The following is a 19439-nucleotide window of genomic DNA, read 5'->3' on the forward strand; positions in this document are numbered from 1 at the left end:
TGTGCGCGAAAAAGGTCAGTTGGCCGCTGCGGCGAATTTCTGGCGATGCAATCTAGCGCGGCGGTTGGTGTTGCGGCGAATGATCTCGGCCACGAGGTCGGGGGCTTCCTCGGCCAGCATATGGCCGGTCTCCAGCACATGGTGCACGTGAAAATGCGCCGGCAGATCATCCGCCTGGGTAAAGGGCAGCACCGCGTCGTCGGTTCCCCACGCCACCATCACCGGCATGTTCAGCCCGTCGAGACGATCGTGCGGGATGACGCCTTGCCGATCATCCATGGTCATGGCGGCCGCGATCTCGACGAGTTTTTCCAGCTGGCCGGGTCGCCTGCGCATTTCCCAGAGGCTGTCCATGGTGTGATCGAGCGGCCGGGCTGATGGCCCCGACATGGCGGCGAGGCAGGACCGGATCTCGGACCGATCCTGTGCACCGGCATAGCGGCGCAACAATGGTCCGTTGATCTCCGGGCCAATACCGCCCGGCGCCAGAAGCGTCAGCGAGGCGATTTTGTCGGGCTCGGCCAACGCCATCAGCGTTGCCACCGCTCCGCCCATAGAGTGGCCCACGAGATGAACGCGCCTCAGGCGACGCTCCGTGAGATCGGCGAGCACGGCCCTTGCCGCCACCTTGGCTGGACCTGCGGCGGGAAAATCGAGCGATAGCCCATGCCCCGGCAGATCATAGGCCAGCGTGTGCGTGGTAGGCGCCATCGAGGAAATCACCTCGCGCCAGATATCGTGGCAACCACCGAAACCATGCAGCAGGACAATGGCCTTCGAGCCAACGCCCTGTTCGGCGGCAAAAAGCGATGCGGTCATGAAAACTGTTTTTTGTTATTGCAAGAATGCGCGACACCAAGTGTGGCTGAATTGCGCCTAGTGTACAGCGATGGCCAGTAAAATTTTCGCGATTTGTACGGTTGCGGACAGACCTCGGCGACCAGCCGGTAGTGGCGATCGGAGCACGGGAAATCCACTGGAACGTGGCGCCCATTCCGCGGATGTCGATTGGTGTCAGCTTGGATTGCCGAGCCCGGCAGCGCGCAGCGCCTGGACCAGCCGGTCGGTCAGGTCAGCCGGATATTTCCGCTCGACAAAGGTCGCGCGCGGATCGGCGGCAAATTTAGGGAACTCGGTGTTCAGTTGGTTCAACAACGCGCTCACCAGATGATCCTGTCCGGCAGCCTTGGCGCCGATCAGCCGCGCCGCCAGATAGTGCGATTTCGTTGCCGTCGTTCTCAATGCCATGCTGGCCGCGATGGCTTTGTTCATGTCGCCGAGCATGAACTCACCAACGAACACCCCGTAGTCCCACCATGTCGAGTGCCCGCTGAAGGTCTCCGCCGCATGATCAAGGATCGGCGTTCCCTCCGCATATCGGCCGGCGAAGATCAGCCCGTAGCCGTAGGCGGCGGCCATGCCGAGGTCGTAGGGATTGAGTTCGTAGGCCTTGCGCATCCAGCGGATCGCTTCGTCCGTATTGCCGAGGCGCGAACTGACATAGCCGTAGGAGCGATGCGCATAAGGGCTGGTCGGCCCCATCTGCACGCCGCGATGGGCAAACTCCACGGCCTTTTCGATCGTCGCATTGGGCGGATAGGCATAATGATCGGAGACCGCTTCCAGATGCAGGGAGGCAAGTTCCGAATAGACGAGCGAGGATTTCGTGCCGCCATTGGCCAGCTTCTCGAGGCAGCGATAGGCGGCCTCATGGGTCCTGGCGTTCTGGTCGAGATAGTATTTGTCGTTGAGCAGCAGGCATTGCGTCAGACCGTTTGGCGCACCGGTCTGCTCGATATAATTGTAGATCGTGCCCGAGGCGGGAAGAGCCGAACTCAGCATGTCGGCGATACGGTCTTCGACCGCTGCGGGTGCGCTGTCGGCAGGGGTGAGATTGCGCGAAAGAAGCACCCTTCCGGACGCCATGCTTTGCAGTTCGATCGAGATGTCGCCCGCGTTCGGTCCAGGCAGGATGTCGAATATGAAGCTGGTGGCATCGTCGGTCGGATCGGTGACGGTGTCGCGGCCGATGAAGTCGATCGTATCGAAACCGCTCAGTCCGGCACGCAGCGACGCGGCGACACGGCTGGCGTCAGTGCCTTCCGCCTTGAGGCCGATATAGACTTGCGGCAGGTCGTCAGCCATTGCCGATGACGCGATGCTTCCGGTTGCGCCGGCGGTCTCGAGCGTTGCCGACATGTCGCCGCCCGCCAGCAAGGCACCGCTGCCCTGACGAAGGATCAGTACGCCCAGCATGGCGATGACCACGGCAATCGCCATCCAGAAGAAGCGGAGATGGCGCACCACCGACGGCGCGGGCGAAGGCGGCATGGAAACCAGCGACACCGCATCCAGCACACTGGCGTCGTTGGGCCGCTCGGCTGACTCAGCGCCGTCCAGCTTGAGATCCGGCAGCCTTATGGCGTTCAATTCATAGGCAGGAACATAGCCGCCGCGCGGAATGGCGATGCGGACAGGCTCGGCAACGCCCTCATTGGCAAAATAGTGGTGCAGAAGCTCGCGCAGCCTGCCTGCCTGCACCCGCACCACGGCATCGGTGGACGGATCGAAATCGCCGTCCTTGCCAAAAACATCCATGGCGATGGAGAAGCCCTTGAGCCTGTCGGCTTCGCCGGCTTGTTCACGTTCGACAAGATAACGCAGCAGCTTGCGCGCGCGTTCGGATCGTCCGAACGTTTGGCTGGCAAGCAGTCGCTCCAGTGTCTCGCGCACTGCGGGGGCGGCAGGCGTGGCATGCTGCAAGTGTCGATCCTCTCGAAGTCGGCACAGGTTGAGGCGCGATCATATAGGTCCCGCACCGCCACACAAGTATACACCCATTATGCGATCACGTACCCCACCGGATAATTCCGCGGTGGTTAATGGCCCGAAAGATCGGAACCGATCACCAGGTTGGGACGGTCCCGATCTTTGTTCCGGTCGTGCGTCAGCCGGCTTTCTTGCCAACGATCCGATTGGCGGCGGACATCACCGCTTCCAGCGAGGCGGCGACGATGTTGGTGTTGATGCCGGCGCCGAACAGCTTGCCGCCGGGATATTCCATCTCGACATAGGAAATGGCCGAGGCGTTCGAGCCACGCTGCAACGAGTGTTCGGAATAGTCGAGCACCGACATCTCGACGCCGAGATGACGCGACAGAGCATCGACGAAGCCGTCGATCGGACCGGTGCCTGTGCCGGAGATCGTCACTTCCTTGCCATTGTCCAGGATGACCGCCTCGACGACGCGTCGGCCCTTGATCTCGGTGCTGGGATAAGTGTGGTGATCGAGGAATTTCAGCCGCGCGGCCGGCTGATCGACATAGGTCTCGAGAAAGCGCTCGTAGATGCGCCTGGCCGGCACTTCCTTGCCCTCGGCGTCGGTGATCGCCTGGATTTCCTGGCTGAATTCGATCTGCAGATTGCGCGGCAGGTTGAGGCCGTAATCGGCCTGCAGCACATAGGCGATGCCGCCCTTGCCGGACTGCGAGTTGATGCGGATGATGGCTTCATAGCTGCGGCCGACATCAGCCGGATCGATCGGCAGATAGGGCACTTCCCACAGGCTCGTATTGGCCTTCTTCAGCGCCTTCATGCCCTTGTTGATGGCATCCTGGTGCGAGCCGGAGAAGGCGGTGTAGACGAGTTCGCCGACATAGGGGTGGCGCTCGGGGATCTTCAACTGGTTCGAATATTCGTAGACGTCCTTCATCCGGTTGATGTCGGAGCAGTCGATCAGGGGATCGACACCTTGCGTGTACATGTTGAGCGCCAGCGTGACGATGTCGACATTGCCGGTGCGCTCGCCATTGCCGAACAGCGTGCCTTCGACGCGGTCGGCGCCAGCCATCAGGCCGAGTTCGGTGGTGGCGATGCCGGTGCCGCGGTCATTGTGCGGGTGCAGCGAGACCAGCAGGTTCTCCCGGTTGTCGAGGTTGCGGCACATCCATTCGATGCGGTCGGCATAGATGTTGGGCGTAGACATCTCGACCGTCGACGGCAGGTTGACGATCAGCTTGTTGTCTGGCGTCGGCCTGACGATCTCGGTGACGGCGTTGCAGATCTCCAGCGCCACTTCGAGTTCGGTGCCGGTAAAGCTTTCCGGCGAATATTCGAAGCGAAAGCCGCCGCCGGCCTTGGCCGCCATGTCGGTGATCATCTTGGCCGCGTCGGTGGCGATGCGCTTGATGCCGCCGACGTCCTTTTCGAAGACCACGCGGCGCTGCAATTCGCTGGTCGAATTGTAGAAATGCACGATCGGGTTGGTGGCGCCCTTGAGCGCCTCGAAGGTGCGGGTGATCAGTTCGGGCCGGCACTGGACCAGCACCTGCAGCGAGACGTCGGCGGGTACGTTGCCTTGCTCGATGCACCAGCGGGCAAAGTCGAAATCGGTCTGCGAGGCCGACGGGAAGCCGATCTCGATCTCCTTGAAGCCCATGTCGAGCAGCAGGCCGAACATGCGCGCCTTGCGCTCGTGACCCATCGGATCGATCAGCGCCTGGTTGCCGTCGCGCAGGTCGACCGAGCACCAGATCGGCGCCTTGTCGATGACCTTCGAGGGCCAGGTGCGGTCGGTGAGGCCGACGGTCGGATAGGGCTGATATTTGCGGGCTGCGTCGGACATGCCCTTGTTCTGGATGCTTCTTTCCGCATCCTTGCCGGCTACCGCGGCATCGGAACGGATCTCTTCTCGTGCGTTCATCGTCTTTTCTCCCGGCGGCTCATGGATCCACCCTCAGGTGGATTGATGGCGAGCGGCGCCTTTACCAGAATTTCGTTCGCTTGATGTGATTGCCAAGGAGCATGCGCTTGCGCGGCGGTTCGACCGCCGGGCGCTCCTTCAGCGAACCCGGCGATCGCCGATAAGGCCGAGAAGAAGCAGGGTCGAAGCCAGCGCGCGCACGGTCTCGCCGGAAAAACCGGTCGGACGGGAAGCGTTGGTGGCGCGCGTGTTCATGGCTGATCTCATATAGGAGCGGCTTGTGGGAGGCAAGTGGGGCCGCATTGCGGGTAGGGCTGACGACAGCCAGTTCGGCGATGTCGGCAGCTTTTGTGCCGATAGCTTTCACGATAGGAATTTTTTCTTGACTCCGTGCCCTCAGCTATGGTACATATTCGTCCATGGTGCTGATTTGCGCCAGTGACCCGCCGCGCAGGCGGGTTTTTCGTTTGATGCTCCGTCAGCCAACGCGCCGCCGAAGGCTGCGTCTGAACCCGTTAACCCGAGTTCGTAGTCCTGGCATGGCGGGGCGGAATCTCTAACGCGCATGCTCTTCCCCAGGCGCGGCAAATGCGCCAGACTTGGACATCGACGGGGTTGCGATGTCCTGTCGCCGGGAGGGGGTCATCCATGAATTTCGTGTTCTTCTCGCCGCATTTTCCCGCAAATGGCGCGGATTTCTGCGACCGTTTGAAGAAGGCCGGAGCCAGGGTGCTCGGCATCGGCGACGCACCCTATGACGCACTCGACGCCAAGCTGAAGGCGGCGCTTTCGGAATATTACCGCGTCGCCGACATGGAAGACTACGATCCGGTATTCCGGGCGATGGGGCATTTCATCCACAAATGGGGCCGCATCGACCGCTTTGAATCGCTCAACGAGCATTGGCTGGAGCTGGAAGCCAACATCCGCACCGACTTCAACATCTACGGCACCAAGCTTGATTTCGTGAAGAATCTGAAGCGCAAGAGCCGCATGCGCGCCTTCTTCCGCAAGAGCGGTGTCGACACCATCGCGCAGCGCAAATGCTCCGACCGCGCTGGGGCCATGACCTTCATCCGCCGCGTCGGCTATCCCGTGGTGGTCAAGCCCGACAGCGGCTCGGGCGCCTCGAACACCTTCAAGATTTCCAACGCCAAGGAACTCGACCAGTTCTTCAGGGACAAGCCCGAGGACGTGACCTTCGTCATGGAGCAGTTCATCGAGGGGCTGGTGGTGACCTTCGACGGATTGGTCAACCGTGAAGGCGAGGTGGTGCTGGCGGCCAGCCACCGCTACGACCAGAGCGTCATGGAGGTGGTCAACAAGGATCGCCACATGAGCTACATCTGCTTTCCCAGGATCAGTCCGGCGGTCGAGGAGGCCGGCCGCAAGATCCTGAAGGCATTCGACGTGCGCGAGCGCTTCTTTCACATCGAGTTGTTCGAGACCAAGGACAACCGGGTCATCGCTCTGGAGGTCAACATGCGCCCGCCCGGCGCCTGGATGACCGATGCCATCAACTACACCTTCGACATCGACGTCTATGCGGCATGGGCCGACATGGTGGTCAGAGATGCCGCCGGCGGGCCCTATGAGGGCAAGTATTTCACCGCCTACGCCAGCCGCAAGCGACGCCTCAGCTATTTGCACAGCCATGAGGACGTGTTAGCCGCCCATGGCGACAAGATCGTCCACCATCAGGCCATCGAAGAGGTTTTCAGCCGCGCCATGGGAAATTACGCCTACCAGATGCGCTCGAAGGACGAAGCGGCGCTGCGCGAGGCGGTCGCCTACATCCACGCGGAAAAGGTGTGAGGCGATGGACATCTCCTATCACAAGAGTTTCTCGGACAAGCTCGGCCGCGACATGGAATACAAGCGCTACGGCCACGCCGGCCGACCGGTGGTGGTGTTTCCGACCTCGCAGGGGCGCTTCTACCAGTTCGAGGATTCCGGCGGCGTAGGCGCACTGGCCGAGTTCATCGACACCGGCCGCATCCAGCTGTTCACGGTCGACGGCGTCGATTCGGAATCCTTCTTCGACAAGCATGCGGACGCCGTCGACCGTATCGCCCGCCACGAGGCCTATTTCCGCTATGTACGCGAGGAGGCGCTGCCGGAATTCCTGTCGACTGCCGAGCAAGCCAATGGCGGGCGCAAGCTGAAGCCGCTGTTCTCGGGCTGCTCGATGGGCGGCTACCACTCGTCGAACTTCGTCTTCCGCTTTCCTGAACTCGCCAGCGGCGTCATCGCGCTGTCGGGCGTCTATTCGGCCGGCGACTTTTTCGGCAAGACGCTTGAAGGCGACATCTTCTACAATTCGCCGCTCGACTATCTGCCCGGCATCGTCGATCCGAAACTGCTTGCCCGCCTGAAGGCGCTGCGGCTGATCTTCTGCTGCGGACAGGGCGCCTGGGAGGAGCGGATGCTGGTCGAAACACGCAAGCTGGAACAGATCCTGCGTGACAAATCCATTCCCGCCTGGGTCGATTATTGGGGCGGCGACGTCAGCCACGATTGGCCGTGGTGGCACAAGCAACTGGTCTATTTCTTCGGCCGCTGGCTGGATGAAGACCTGATGCACAGGCTGGACTGAGGTGCGTCGATATTCAGCCGGCCTGCGAACGACGGCCTGACCTGAAACTCAACACACGCACGTCCGCATTGCCGTCATGGGCAACGGCTTCAACGGCGAGGGCGACATGACCTTCACGCTGGACGGCGATCGCATAGCGAGCCTGGTCATCGCCTGACTATCCTTCCTGGCATGCCGGCAAGGGTGCGGCCTCGTGTTCCGACGCCGATCCGCGACGCAGGCCAAGGAAGACGACGACGGCGGTCATGACGGTGATTGCCGCCAGCACGATCAACAGCCTGTCGAACGCCGTCTCGTAAGCCTGGATCAGGCCGGTGGCGCTGGCCATCGGCAGGTGTTGCGCCGTTGCGCCGACATTGCCCGTCACCAGCAACTGCGCCGCTGCCGCCGCATCCACAGGAGAAGCCATTCCCTGCGCGGTGAGCTGCGCGGCGTTGAAACCCGACAGGGTCGCCATGACGATCGCCAGCGCCACGCCCTCGCAGGCGACGCGAGTGGTGTTGAAGATACCGACCGCCATGCCGGCGCGCTCCCGCGGCACGACGCTGACGGCAAGCCCGTCCATCAACCCCCAGGGTAGAGCGATGCCGACGCCGATCAGCATCAGCGGCGCCACCAGCGCGCTGTCGACCGGCACGACGCGGCTCAGCCAGACAAGGCCGGCGGCGGCGACGAGCAGGCCGACGCCGCAGATCGTGGCCGGAGCAACCCAGCGCGCCAGTTGGCCGGCGAGCATCGGCAGGATCAGCAACGGGGCCGAGAGGCAGATCATCAATTGTCCCGCCTTGATCTCGCTCATCCCTTCGATGCCGATGAAGCGGATCGGCAACAATACGAGCAGGACCACGAAGGCATAGGCGGGTGCCGCCGCCAGGAACTGGACGCCGACGAAGCGCGGATAGGCAAACAGCGTGAGATCCAGCATCGGCCGGCGCACGCGTCGCTCAACAATGACGAAGGCGACAAAGAAGATGGCCGCCGCGGCGAGAAGCGTGATGACTAGAGGATTGCTCCAACCGCTCTGCGGGGCCTGGAGCACGCCATAGGTCAGCGACGCCAGCGCGATCGTGAAGGTGCCGGCTCCCGCCCAGTCGACGCCTGTCGCATCCGGGTCGCGCGATTCCTTGACGGTACGCAGGCCGAGCATTGCGGCGGCAATCGCGAGTGCCGCAACCAGAAGAAAGATCGACCGCCAGCCGAAGGCATCGATGAGCAGGCCGGAGGCGATCGGGCCGAACGCGAGGCCGATGCCGAAACTGGTGCCGAGGAAACTGAAGGCACGCAGCCGCAAGTGCCCTTCGAATTCCTGGGCGAGCGCGGACGCACCGCCGGCAAAGGCGGCGGCGCTGCCGATCCCTTGCACGGCTCTCAGCACATCCAGCCAGACGATGTCAGGTGCGAACATCGAGCCCAGCGTGGCGAGGACATAGAGGCCGAGGCCGGCGAGGAAGATCCGCTTGCGGCCATGGTTGTCGGCCAGCGCGCCTGATGCCATCAGGCTGGCGCCGAAGGTCAGCATGAAGGCATTGGTCACCCAGTTGAGCTCGATCGGGCTGCCGCCGAGATCGGCCGCGATGCGGGACAGGGCGACCGCCGGTCCGGTGAAGGTCAAAGGCATCGTCATCGCGGCAAGGCATACCGACAAGAGCACGAGCCATCTCTTGGCCGAGCCGGTTCTGGTCTTCAAAGTCATGGGTTTTTCCTATCTGAAGCAGGATCTGTCGGCAGGTCGCGCGGTCGCGGCGCCGGTCACCGACAAGATAGGTCGACGACATTTCCGGCGAAATAATATTAGATCTCCAGTCATACCGGAATGAAACGCTCGAATGGAATGATGCAATGGATCGTCTCAGCGGCCTGATGGCCTTCGCACGCACGGCTGAGCTTGGCAGTTTCGTTGCCGCCGGCCAGGCGCTCGGCATTTCTGCTTCCGCCGTCGGCAAGAGCGTCGCAAGGCTCGAACAGGAGCTTGGTGTACGGCTCCTGCAACGCAGCACGCGGCGCATCGGCCTGACGGAAGAGGGCAGGCTGTTCAACGAGCGGGTGCGGCGCATTCTCGACGACATCGACGATGCCGAGGCGATGCTGTCGCGGACACGGGAGACGCCGCGTGGCCGGCTGCGCGTCTCGACCCCGATCGTCACCTATCATCTGTTGTTGCCGGTGCTGTCGGAGTTCATGGCCCGCTATCCCGAGATCGAGCTCGACATCGATTTCAACGATCGGATCGTCGACGTGATCGACGAGGGCATCGATGTCGCGATCCGCAGCGGCGAGCTGCCGGATTCACGGCTGGTATCGAGACCCGTTGCGCCCTTTCGCATGCTGCTGTGTGCGGCGCCCTCCTACCTCGACCGCCATGGCACACCCGGCGAGCCGGCGGATCTCATCAGGCATTTCGGCATAAACTTCCGCTTCCTCAACAGCGGCAGGCTGCTGGAGTGGCCATTCATTACCGGAAGCGCTGAACCGCAGATACGCTCGATGCTGACCTGCAACAACATGGAGGCATTGAAAGGCGCCACACTCGCAGGCCTCGGCATCGCCTGCATGCCGGATTTCCTGGTGCGCGAGGCGCTGCACGAAGACAGGCTGCGCACCGTCCTCGACGATCATGTCGACGGCCGTGGCCAGTTCCGGATGCTGTGGCCCTCCAATCGCCATTTGTCGCCCAAAGTGCGCGTCTTCGTCGATTTCCTTCCCGAGCGCCTTGCAGCGGCGCCAAGCGGTTCGTCGGAGAAAATATGACTTTTATTATCATGTTTCTATGGAAATGCCGAAGCGGCTGTGGCATGCCGCTGATCGCGAGGACGCCCCGCGGCGACTTGCCCCGAACCGTTTCGAAGGACTTGAGCGATGGACCAACTGAGCGCGCAAACCCGGATCAGCGATGAGGCAACCAGGTCGGCGATAGAGCGGCTGCGCGCCGAACACGGCGAATTCGAGATCGAAACCGGCGTCGCCGATCGTTGGGAGCTTCGCCTGCATTATGGCTCGCTGATCGCCATGCTCAAGGATGACGGCATGCTGATCCGTGTCGCGGCGACAGACGAGACTTGCCTGTCCTACATGAAGATGACGGTCGCCGGCCATGTCGCCGAACATCTTGGCACGGCCAGCGGACTGCGCTGGCAAGGCGACGGCAGCGATGCCGGCACGCCGGTTTTCTTCCGCGAGATCACGGTAATGGCGTCGACGCGGATCTCGGCGCATATGCAGCGCCTGCGCTTCGCCGGCAGGGATCTCGGCCGGTTTACCCATGGCGGCCTGCATATGCGGCTGCTGTTGCCGCCACGTGGCAGGCGGCCGGTCTGGCCGTCGATGGGTGCCGACGGGCTGCTTGTCTGGCCCTCGGGCGACGATGCTCTAACCGTGCGGGTCTACACGATCCGGGCGGTGGATGCCGCAAGCGGCTGGCTCGACGTCGATTTCGTGCTGCACCCTGGCCAGGACACGCCCGCCGCCACCTTCGCGCAAAACGCAGAGCCGGGAGACGTCATCGGCACGATCGGACCCGGCGGCGGCGACGCCCCGGTGGCGCAGACCCTGCTTCTGCTCGGCGACGACACCGCGCTGCCCGCCATTGGCAGGATCCTCGAGCATCTGCCGCCATCAAGCCGCGCCGAAGCACTCATCGAGGTCGATGGCCCGGATGACCGGATCGCGCTGGCGCAAGGCGGCAACATCGATATCACCTGGCTTTACCGGCACGGCCGCGAGGCCGGCACCGCCGGCCTGTTGCCGGCCGCCTTGCTGGAGCGCAGTCATATGGCACTTGCCGACGGCCTGTACGTCTGGGCCGGATGCGAATTCGGCGATTTCCGGGAGATACGCAAGATCGTGCGCAAGCAATGGAGCCTGTCGCGTGACCGGCATCTGGTCACCGCCTACTGGCGCCGGGACGCGCAGGGCGAGGGCGACGAGGACTAGTCGCCACCCTCCTGAAACGGCGTTCCATCAGAAGCGATAACGCAGGCTGGCAAACAGTGAGCGGCCCTCGTCGCGGTAACAATAGCCGGCGGAGCAGATGGTCTTCTGGTTGTCGAACAGGTTCTTGGCGTTGACCTGCAGCTTGACGCCTTCCAGCTTCGGATTGCGGTAGCCGAAATCATAGGAGAGCGAGGCGTCGACGAAGGCGCGGGCGCTGTTCTTGAACGTGTTGGTGTCGTCGCCATAGCTCGAGCCGGCCACGCGCACGCCCGTGCCCAGCCCCAGCCCTTCCAGCGTGCCGTTCTCGAACTGATAGTGGCCCCACAGCGACAGGATGTGGTTCGGCGTCGCTGATAGCTCCTTGCCATCGGTTCCTTCGGCGCCCTGCTCGATCCTGACGCGAAGATACGTATAGGAAGCGATGAAGCTGAAGCCGTTGTCGAGCGAGGCATTGGCTTCCAGTTCGACGCCACGCGAGTTCAGGTCGAGCTGGCGCTGCTTGTTGATGCCGGTCGAGGCGTCGAAGACGACGCCATCCTTCTGGTCGATGTCGAACAGCGCGGCGCTGACGGTCGCATTGTAGTTCGGGATCTCGTATTTGACGCCGATCTCCTTCTGCGTGGCGATGGTCGGGCGAGCGACGCGGCCGACAGGGCTGGTAACGTCGTCATAGACGAAGCCGATGTTGGGCGAGAACGAGGTCGAATAATTGACATAGGGCGTGATGCCCCACTCGGTCTGGTAGGACAGGCCGAGACGGCCGGAAAAGGCGCTGTCCTTCTGCTTCGAGGTGCTGAAGTCGGCGGCGGTGGAGGTGGTGTCGACCCAGTCGTAGCGGCCGCTGGTGAACAGGGTGAAGTCGTTCCACTCCATCTGGTCGTGCAGGTAGATGCCGAGCTGGTTCATCTGCTGTCCGCCGGAGTGGGGAACCGGCATCGCCTTGATGTCGTCGACCGAGACATAGGACAGACCGCTGCCGGCATCGTAGTCCGACCAGGCATAGTCGATGCCGCCGACGGCGGTGTGCCTGACCGCGCCGGTGTCGAACTCGAACTGCGCCATGTTGTCGACGACGAAGTTCTTCATGGTCTCGGTGTAGTGGCCCCAGTAGCGCTTCAGGTCGGCGCCGTCCGGATAATGGCCGCTGTATTCGATGTCGCTGTCGACGGCGTTGTAGCGCAGGTTCTGGCGCACCGTCAGCACATCGTTGAAGCGATGCTCGAACTCGTAGCCGATGCGGCCCTGGGTCTGGTCGAAATCGTTCCAGGCCGGATCGCCCTCATAGACGTCGGACAGCACGCCATAGCCTGAATTGTAGAAGGCGGCCGTGCCACCGGCGATCGATTTCGAATATTCGCCAAGAATGGTGAGCTTGGTGTCCTCGTCCGGCTTGAAAGTGACGGCCGGCGCCAGATACATCTTGTCGTCGGGATAGCCCGACAATTCGGTATCGCTTTTGCGGCCGAGGCTGGTGAAGCGATAGAGGATTGTGCCGTCCCCGTTCATGGGCCCGGAGGCGTCAAGGGCTGCCTGAAACCGGTTGTGCTCGCCGGCGAGCAGTTCGATCTCTCGGTAGGGCTCATCCTTGGGGCGCTTGGTGACGACGTTGACGATGCCGCCGGGACCGCTGACGCCGTAGAGCGACGATGCCGGGCCTTTCAGGATGGTGACACCCTCGATGCCGTAGGGCTCTGTCCTGAACCAGGCCGAGGGGCCGTTGTACTGGCGCAGCCCATCGCGGAACATGCCGTTGTAGAAGGCCTGGAAGCCGCGCAGGAAAAACGCGTCGTAGCGGGTGTCGAAACCGAAGCTGTTGGGATTGGCGCTGGCCGTGTAGCCGAGCGTTTCGTTCAGCGTGCGCGGCTTCTGGTCCTCGATCTGCTTCTGCGTCACCACCGAAATGGCCTGCGGAATCCTGGCCAGCGGCGTGTCGGTCTTGGTGCCGATGCGATCCTTCTTGGCGACATAGCCATCCTGCTTCAGGATTTCGTTGCTCTGCGCGGTGACCTCGATGTTGCCGAGCATGCTGGACGTTTCGCTGTCCTGCGCATGTGCAGCGCCGGACTGGCCAAGCATTGCCGCACTGCCCAGCAGTGAGATCCCCAGGCGCCATGTCGTCAGCCTTGTTCGCATCGACTCGTCTCCACCGTCTCATGCTTGATTGCGTCCCCGCGTTCTCAAATATGAGTATGTGAGTCAAGTATTTTTTCCCCGCAACGGCCCAAGCTGGCATGGGCCGTTGCAGAGCGGCATCGCTGATAGATTCGACTGAACGATTTTGAGCTTCTGGGGCGGCGGCCTTGCCTACTGCCTGACGCTTCTCGCCACCAGCCGCGCCACGCTCGGGCCGACCAGCAGCACGATCAGGAATCGTGCCGATTGCAGCGCCAGGACGAAGGAGATGTCGACGTTCTGCGCGGCGGCGGCGATGATGGCGATGCTGTCCATGCCACCGGGGCTGGTCGCCAGATAGGCGGTCAGCGGATCGATGCCCAAGAGATGGCTGATCATGAAGGCAAGGCCGCCGCAAAAGGCGATCAGCGCCACTATCGACGCGATGATCTGCGGCAGAGCGCGCGTCGCATGGCGCAGGATCGGCCTGGTGAAGTTCAGGCCGATCGACCAACCGACCATCGCGTAACTCACAGCGAGCAGCCATGGCGGCAATTGCATCTCCACGCCCAAGCCGAGATGGACGACAGTGCCGAAGACGAAGGTGCCGAGGAAGAAGGGCGAGGGCAGCCTCAGCAGCTTTCCCGCCAGGCCACCTACAACTGCGATACCGATGGTGGCGGCGAAGGCTTGGGCATTGATCGGCGGAAACCAGATGATGGCGGGGATTTCGATGCCCGATGTGTCGACCCACATCTTGGCAACGAGTGCTGCCGTCATCGAGACGAAGATGACGCGCAGATATTGCATGAAGGCGACGAGACGCTGGTCGGCGCCGAAGGCACCGGCCATCAGCACCATGGCGGTGGCCGCACCCGGCGACGAACCCCAGACGGCTGTAGTGCCTGGCAGGATGCGCCAGCGGCTGATCAGCCAGCCGAGCAGGCTGGAGGCGGTGACGGTGGCCACCACGACGCCGAGAAACAGCGGCCATTCCCGGTAGAAGACCGGAAAGATATCGGCCGAGATCGACGCTGCGACAAGGCAGCCGACGATCGCTTGGGCGGCGCCGAACGCAAGACGCGGCACGCGCACCGTGGCGTCATTGGTGCCGGCGACGATGGCCGCCAGCATCGGCCCGATCAGCAGCGCCGCCGGCAGGGCGGCGAGTTCCAGCGCACCGGCGAACAGCAGGGAAACGATCAGCAGAGCCAGCCATTGCCAGAGCTTGCGCATCCGCGCCATGCGCTCGAGTGTGGGCAGGTCCGGGGATGGCTGCTCGGCCGAGGAATCCATGTTTTGGTCTTAGACGCGAACCGGGACGATGCGAACCCCGCTACGCCGAAAAAGGAAGCTGTGTGATGCGTGGTCTCTCAGTTAGCGAGAGGTATGCTGGTCAAATCTTCCGGGTAGGACCGTGGTCGCGGACGACCATAGTCCGTCCTCAGCAAACGTCTTCCACTGGGTGTCGAGTGATCGTTTCACGCGTTGGCGCCGAACAGTTGCTCGACCTCTCCGTCGCCCATGCGATCGAAATCGTCGGGGACGGAAAACTGGCCGGCCATAAAACCGATCCGTCGCGCCTGCGCCGATGCAGGCTGGTCGATCGGCACGACTTTGACCAATGGTTTGCCCGCCCTGGCGATGATGAACGGCTCACCTTTGGCGGCCTGGTCAACGAGACGTGAAAGATTGGCCTTTGCATTGTGAATGTTCACGGTCTGCATCGCAGTTGGCTCCGTTGGCATGGCGCCGTCTGTCCGGTCAGCCCGTCTTGGTGTCGGCCAGGCCGAAGCCGCCAACGGGGTGGGTCTCGACCTGGAATTCAAAGCCGGCGATGAACGGCCGTGCCTTGGCGATCGTCGCCTGGACTTCCGGAAGCTGCAGCGACGCCTTGTGGCTTTCGGCGTCGATCCACACTTCGGTCACCCAGATCGCATCGGCATCCGCGGGGTCGCGGGCGATGATGTAGTTCAGGCAACCCGGCAGGGCGCCGGTGCTGGCACGCAGGAGGTCGATGACCGCGTCGCGCTGGCCGCGTGCCGCCCGCATCTTGCCGATCAGTCCGTACATTCCGTTGTCTCCCTTTGAGGTTTTCGACAAGAACATGCAGATCGCCAGTATGCCGATAGCCGCTCAAGGCATCAACTGGCCGCCATTCACCTCGATCACCTGGCCGGTGATGTAGCCGCTCAAAAGATCGGAAGACAGGAACAGATAGGCGCCGACGCAATCCTGCGCCGTGCCGGCACGTCCCTGCGGAATGGTGGCGATCATGCCCTTCATCTGCTCGTCGGTCGAATAGCGCTCGTGGAACGGCGTGAGAATGGTGCCGGGCGCCACCGCGTTGACGCGGATGCCGAAGCCGATGAGCTCCTTGGCCATGCCGCGCGTCACATTGGAGACGAAAGCCTTGGCCGAGCCATAAAGTCCGGCGCCGCCGCCGGCACCGTTGCGCGCGGCGATCGACGAGGTGTTGACGATGAAGCCGCCCTGTTTCTTCAGCCATGGGATCGCCCTGCGCGAGGCGGTCAGCACCGAACGCGCATTGAGGTCCATCACCGCGTCGTAATGCGCTTCGGTTTGCTCTGCGTAGGGCACGCGGCCAAGCATGCCGCCGGCATTGTTGACCAGCCCGTCGAGGCGGCCGAAATACTGCGCGCTCTCCTCGACGACGTGTTCGACATCGGCGGCAACGGAGAAATCGCCCTGGACGAGGAACACCTCGCCGCCCTTGTCGGCGATTGCCAGGCCGAGCTTCTCGGCGGCGTCGCGGCTCGAGTTGTAATGCAGCGCCACCTTGCATTTCTGCGCCGCATAGGCCAGCGCGAGCGCCGCCCCGATGCCGGTCGACGCACCGGTGACCAGCACCGCCTTGCCGGCAAGATCGGGTATGCTGAGTGTGTTTGTGGCTGGCACTGTTCGTCCTCCGGGATTTCGGCCCGTCCTTCGTAGGCCCTTGCCACCCCGGTGTTCAAGCCTCAGGGGCGCAGATAGGCGTAACCCTGGCCTTGCAGTTCGGCGAGCTTGACGACACCGCCCTTGTCGGCGGCATGGAAACCGGCGAGCAGGTCGGCGAGTGAAATATCCATGCCTTGCATGGTGTTGGCGCAGGCATGGGATTCCAGCCCCTGCTGCACCAGGCCGGCGAAGCGCCCGGAAATCGCTGCCGATATGCCTTTCGACTTGAAGGCCGCCAAGGCAGGACCGTGCACGACCAGCACGATGTCGACATTGCCGCCGGTGCCATCATAGTGGTTCTTGATGTTGCCGAGCACGAAATTGACCTTGTCGACGTCGCTCAAGTGATAGGCGACCTTTTGCCGGGCCGGCTCCGTTACCGCTGCGGCCTGCACCGCCCCCAGGCCAAGAAGGGTTCCGGTTCCGGCAACAACCGCGCGGAACATTTCGCGCCGGCGCATGGCATCCTCCTCGGCTTGGCGGCCCACCGCGAATTGCGTGGCTGCGGCCGCAATACTAGCATAAATTGACTTTGCGTCCTGTCGATGCGGAGGAGAGGTCACATGGCGTTCGGGGTAGGGGAATGGAAGACAATTGCCGGCGCCGGATTTGGCGCGGCGCTGCTTACCACGCTTGCCGGCTCGGCCTTCGCCGATGATGCACTCAAGCTCACAGAACTCAGTCCCAGCGGCACTGACGCCTGTTTCGGCCGCGTCTATGATGCGGCGCATCTAAAGGCGCACCCGAAGCAGAAGGTGGCGCGGATCTTCTTCTACTACGGCCATGATCCGGTCAGCCGGCCGAATGAAGAGCCGACCGTGAATTCCGACACTTCCTACAATGCCTTCATCGCCACCTCCGTGCGCGGCGCCAAGGCGCCGGAATGGGCCGGCGGCTGGTGCAATCATGCGTCGGAGGACGGCAAGGCAGGCGCCATCCATTGCGGTATGGAGTGCGACCGGACGCTTGCGTCGTTGAAGGTCGACGACAAGGGCCGGCTGCTCCTCTCGGATCTGCAGCCCGACATCTATCTCGATGCCGATTCGCAAGAGGAGTTGGGCGCAGCGGAATATGACAGGCAGGCGCTGGGTTCGGAGGACGACAATTTCCGCCTCGACCCAATGCCGGCCGCGACCTGCAAGGCGGAGTTCGCGCGCATCGATCCAGTCGACCCCGCCCTTGGGCCGCCTCTGCGCGAGCGGCTGAAGCCGGACCAGGCGTTCTGCTATGGCCGCGACTACGATGCAGCGCATCTCGGCTCGCATCCCGATCAACTGACGCAGTCGATCCGGGTTTTCCGCGGGCCGGTAGAGCTGGCGTCGTTTGCCTCAGGGAGCGATGCAGCCAACTGGCCTGATGGCGCCGACATTGCCGTCTCGGTTACCACGCGGCAGAAATCGGCTGAGGTGACGCAGACCTATTCCTGCCAGGGCGATGCCGACCAGTGGCGCTGCGCGGCAAGTTCGAAGATGAGCGACTTCTCCTGCGACATCGCGCAGAAGGAGATTTTCCTCAAGCGCGGCGCCGACGGCACGATGATGCTGGCCAACCCCAACAGCAGCCTGGCGATCGTCGACCTGTGTTCGAAGGCCGCCGACGGCAAGACCAAATCCGACGACAAGGTCTATCGGCTGCAGCCAATGCCGCAATCGGCCTGTGTGCCGTGAGTATCTCTGGAGGGGCGAATGGATAAGGCAAAGGTCTTTTGGTCTGGCCGATCGCAAGCGGTACGCTTGCCCAAGGAGTTCCGTTTTGAAACAGACGAGGTATCAATCCGCCGCCAAGGCCGAACGATCATCCTGGAGCCGCTTGCGCAGGACTGGGCTTGGCTGGACAGTTTGACAGGGCCGCTTGACGACGATTTTGTCGAGGCAGCTTTGGAAGGCCGATAGAGGCGGGCTCATCGGCGCAGACGTTTTCGCGGTACGCCTGTCGCTTCGTCATCCTATGGCGGAGCAAGGAGCGAAGCGACGTGGCGCAGACCCCTGGAGCTGCTCCGCAGCCCAAGGGATCCATGCCGTGACATCCGAGCGCTGCTGCGGTGCAGAATCGTGTTCCGCTGCACTTCACCGCCAAGGTCGCGGCGTGGATCCTCGGGTCTCCGCGACGGAGCTTCGCTCCTGCTCCGCCCGTGGATGACGAAGTCGAGAGGCGCCAGCTAGTTTTCCAAGGTCGTGACGGGAAATCGCCTCAGGCAAACGGCACTGCCGTCGTGCCCTTGGGCAGCTTGGCCTCGTCGTCGGGCTCGACATGGATGGTGACGCGCACCGAGGGGATCTCGGCCTTCAGGGCGTCCTCGATGCGGTCGCAGATGACGTGGCTGGCGCCGACCGACATGTCGGCGTCGACGACCAGATGGAACTCGATGAAGGTAGCGCGGCCGGCGATACGCGTCTTGAGGTCATGCACCTCGAGCGCGCCCTTGCAGTTGGCCGAGATGACGTCGCGGATGCGCATGTGCTCCTGCGTGTCGACGGCGCGGTCCATCAGGCCGTTCATCGATGAGCCGATGACATGCCAACCCTGCCACAGGATGTTCAGCGCCACGAGGACGGCAAGTGCCGGATCGAGGATCTGCCAGCCGGTCAGGATCGCGCCGACGAGGCCGCCGAAGACGCCGATCGAGGTCACCACATCGGTCATGATGTGGTGACCGTCGACGACCAGTGCTGGTGACTTCTCGGCCCGACCGGCGCGGATCAGCGTCCAGGCCCAGAAGGCGTTGATGACCGTGGCGACGCCGTTGACGGCAAGACCTTCCCAGGGCTGTTCGAGCGGCGCCGGGGTCTGCCAGGAACGCCAGACCTCGTTGAGGATCAAAAGGGCGGCGAGCACGATCAGCACGCCTTCCAGCACCGCCGAGAAATATTCGGCCTTGTGGTGGCCGAAGGGATGGTCCTGATCGGCCGGCTTGTAGCTGACCTGGATCGCCCAGAAGGCGGCGGCCGAGGCAATGACGTTGACGATCGATTCCAGCGCGTCCGAATAGAGTGCGACGGAGCCGGTGACGTACCAGGCGACGAGTTTCAGGCCGAGCACGATTGCGGCAATGATGATCGACCAGAAGGCAAGGTTGGCGACCTTGCGCTTCGCGGCCGCCTTGGCCGCGATCGCCATTGTGTCCTCGGTTTCGGCCAT

17 protein-coding genes are annotated in these 19439 nt (G+C 62.9%); 6 read left to right on the forward strand and 11 right to left on the reverse strand.

Annotation, left to right across the window (positions count from 1 at the left end; translation table 11 throughout):
* Positions 1-15 precede the first annotated feature (15 nt).
* The 3 genes from NKI38_RS16585 to leuA form a co-directional block, all read right to left on the reverse strand.
* On the reverse strand, positions 16-819 hold the full coding sequence (locus NKI38_RS16585; protein ID WP_352659293.1) for an alpha/beta fold hydrolase: 804 nt from the start codon (positions 817-819) through the stop codon (positions 16-18).
* Between the two features lie 195 nt (positions 820-1014).
* Positions 1015-2763: a tetratricopeptide repeat protein gene (locus NKI38_RS16590; protein WP_352659295.1), complete on the reverse strand. Its 1749-nt coding sequence runs from the start codon at positions 2761-2763 to the stop codon at positions 1015-1017.
* A 184-nt stretch (positions 2764-2947) separates the two neighbouring features.
* Positions 2948-4702, reverse strand: a complete 1755-nt coding sequence (gene leuA / locus NKI38_RS16595) for a 2-isopropylmalate synthase (RefSeq protein ID WP_502899323.1) — start codon at positions 4700-4702, stop codon at positions 2948-2950.
* A 648-nt stretch (positions 4703-5350) separates the two neighbouring features.
* Here leuA and NKI38_RS16600 point away from each other — a divergent pair.
* Positions 5351-6517, forward strand: coding sequence for an ATP-grasp domain-containing protein (locus NKI38_RS16600; RefSeq protein WP_352659297.1), 1167 nt, complete (start codon positions 5351-5353; stop codon positions 6515-6517).
* A gap of 4 nt (positions 6518-6521) precedes the next feature.
* The gene (locus tag NKI38_RS16605; RefSeq protein WP_352659299.1) at positions 6522-7298 is read left to right on the forward strand and encodes an esterase family protein; all 777 of its coding nucleotides are present in this window, start codon (positions 6522-6524) and stop codon (positions 7296-7298) included.
* A 157-nt stretch (positions 7299-7455) separates the two neighbouring features.
* On the opposite strand, the gene NKI38_RS16610 is transcribed toward NKI38_RS16605, so the two are convergent.
* Complete coding sequence (locus NKI38_RS16610) at positions 7456-8991, reverse strand: MFS transporter (RefSeq protein WP_352659301.1); 1536 nt, start codon at positions 8989-8991, stop codon at positions 7456-7458.
* 146 nt (positions 8992-9137) lie between these two features.
* Here NKI38_RS16610 and NKI38_RS16615 point away from each other — a divergent pair, with 146 nt between their 5' ends.
* A complete protein-coding gene (locus NKI38_RS16615; protein WP_352659303.1) occupies positions 9138-10046 on the forward strand; it encodes a LysR family transcriptional regulator in 909 nt (302 codons plus the stop codon).
* Positions 10047-10154: 108 nt separating this feature from the next.
* Positions 10155-11228: a siderophore-interacting protein gene (locus NKI38_RS16620; RefSeq protein ID WP_352659305.1), complete on the forward strand. Its 1074-nt coding sequence runs from the start codon at positions 10155-10157 to the stop codon at positions 11226-11228.
* A 27-nt stretch (positions 11229-11255) separates the two neighbouring features.
* On the opposite strand, the gene NKI38_RS16625 is transcribed toward NKI38_RS16620, so the two are convergent.
* The 6 genes from NKI38_RS16625 to NKI38_RS16650 form a co-directional block, all read right to left on the reverse strand.
* Entirely contained in the window at positions 11256-13361 is a 2106-nt protein-coding gene (locus NKI38_RS16625; RefSeq protein WP_352659307.1) for a TonB-dependent siderophore receptor, read from the reverse strand.
* Between the two features lie 171 nt (positions 13362-13532).
* Positions 13533-14636: an AbrB family transcriptional regulator gene (locus NKI38_RS16630; RefSeq protein ID WP_352659309.1), complete on the reverse strand. Its 1104-nt coding sequence runs from the start codon at positions 14634-14636 to the stop codon at positions 13533-13535.
* Between the two features lie 185 nt (positions 14637-14821).
* Positions 14822-15067 carry a type II toxin-antitoxin system Phd/YefM family antitoxin gene (locus NKI38_RS16635; protein WP_352627542.1) on the reverse strand — a complete coding sequence of 82 codons (246 nt, stop codon included), beginning with the start codon at positions 15065-15067 and terminating at the stop codon, positions 14822-14824.
* A gap of 37 nt (positions 15068-15104) precedes the next feature.
* A complete protein-coding gene (locus NKI38_RS16640) occupies positions 15105-15413 on the reverse strand; it encodes a putative quinol monooxygenase (protein ID WP_352627543.1) in 309 nt (102 codons plus the stop codon).
* Between the two features lie 63 nt (positions 15414-15476).
* Entirely contained in the window at positions 15477-16259 is a 783-nt protein-coding gene (locus tag NKI38_RS16645) for an SDR family NAD(P)-dependent oxidoreductase (RefSeq protein ID WP_352627544.1), read from the reverse strand.
* Between the two features lie 62 nt (positions 16260-16321).
* Entirely contained in the window at positions 16322-16762 is a 441-nt protein-coding gene (locus NKI38_RS16650; protein ID WP_352659311.1) for a DsrE family protein, read from the reverse strand.
* 102 nt (positions 16763-16864) lie between these two features.
* Between NKI38_RS16650 and NKI38_RS16655 the strand changes: the two genes are divergently transcribed.
* Complete coding sequence (locus tag NKI38_RS16655) at positions 16865-17968, forward strand: hypothetical protein (protein WP_352659313.1); 1104 nt, start codon at positions 16865-16867, stop codon at positions 17966-17968.
* An 18-nt stretch (positions 17969-17986) separates the two neighbouring features.
* Positions 17987-18193, forward strand: a complete 207-nt coding sequence (locus NKI38_RS16660; RefSeq protein ID WP_352627547.1) for an antitoxin — start codon at positions 17987-17989, stop codon at positions 18191-18193.
* Positions 18194-18491: 298 nt separating this feature from the next.
* On the opposite strand, the gene NKI38_RS16665 is transcribed toward NKI38_RS16660, so the two are convergent.
* Positions 18492-19439, reverse strand: a complete 948-nt coding sequence (locus tag NKI38_RS16665) for a cation diffusion facilitator family transporter (RefSeq protein WP_352627548.1) — start codon at positions 19437-19439, stop codon at positions 18492-18494.

The sequence above is a fragment of the Mesorhizobium sp. M0621 genome (genome assembly GCF_040320745.1).
In the GTDB taxonomy this organism is placed as follows: domain Bacteria; phylum Pseudomonadota; class Alphaproteobacteria; order Rhizobiales; family Rhizobiaceae; genus Mesorhizobium.

Bases quoted from the DNA above. Each gene is read 5' to 3' on its own strand.
- NKI38_RS16585 (WP_352659293.1), bottom strand. From the start codon at position 819: ATGACCGCATCGCTTTTTGCCGCCGAACAGGGCGTTGGCTCGAAGGCC.
- leuA (WP_502899323.1), bottom strand. From the start codon at position 4,702: ATGAACGCACGAGAAGAGATCCGTTCCGATGCCGCGGTAGCCGGCAAG.
- NKI38_RS16600 (WP_352659297.1), top strand. From the start codon at position 5,351: ATGAATTTCGTGTTCTTCTCGCCGCATTTTCCCGCAAATGGCGCGGAT.
- NKI38_RS16605 (WP_352659299.1), top strand. From the start codon at position 6,522: ATGGACATCTCCTATCACAAGAGTTTCTCGGACAAGCTCGGCCGCGAC.
- NKI38_RS16610 (WP_352659301.1), bottom strand. From the start codon at position 8,991: ATGACTTTGAAGACCAGAACCGGCTCGGCCAAGAGATGGCTCGTGCTC.
- NKI38_RS16615 (WP_352659303.1), top strand. From the start codon at position 9,138: ATGGATCGTCTCAGCGGCCTGATGGCCTTCGCACGCACGGCTGAGCTT.
- NKI38_RS16620 (WP_352659305.1), top strand. From the start codon at position 10,155: ATGGACCAACTGAGCGCGCAAACCCGGATCAGCGATGAGGCAACCAGG.
- NKI38_RS16625 (WP_352659307.1), bottom strand. From the start codon at position 13,361: ATGCGAACAAGGCTGACGACATGGCGCCTGGGGATCTCACTGCTGGGC.
- NKI38_RS16630 (WP_352659309.1), bottom strand. From the start codon at position 14,636: ATGGATTCCTCGGCCGAGCAGCCATCCCCGGACCTGCCCACACTCGAG.
- NKI38_RS16635 (WP_352627542.1), bottom strand. From the start codon at position 15,067: ATGCAGACCGTGAACATTCACAATGCAAAGGCCAATCTTTCACGTCTC.
- NKI38_RS16640 (WP_352627543.1), bottom strand. From the start codon at position 15,413: ATGTACGGACTGATCGGCAAGATGCGGGCGGCACGCGGCCAGCGCGAC.
- NKI38_RS16650 (WP_352659311.1), bottom strand. From the start codon at position 16,762: ATGCGCCGGCGCGAAATGTTCCGCGCGGTTGTTGCCGGAACCGGAACC.
- NKI38_RS16655 (WP_352659313.1), top strand. From the start codon at position 16,865: ATGGCGTTCGGGGTAGGGGAATGGAAGACAATTGCCGGCGCCGGATTT.
- NKI38_RS16660 (WP_352627547.1), top strand. From the start codon at position 17,987: ATGGATAAGGCAAAGGTCTTTTGGTCTGGCCGATCGCAAGCGGTACGC.
- NKI38_RS16665 (WP_352627548.1), bottom strand. From the start codon at position 19,439: ATGGCCGAAACCGAGGACACAATGGCGATCGCGGCCAAGGCGGCCGCG.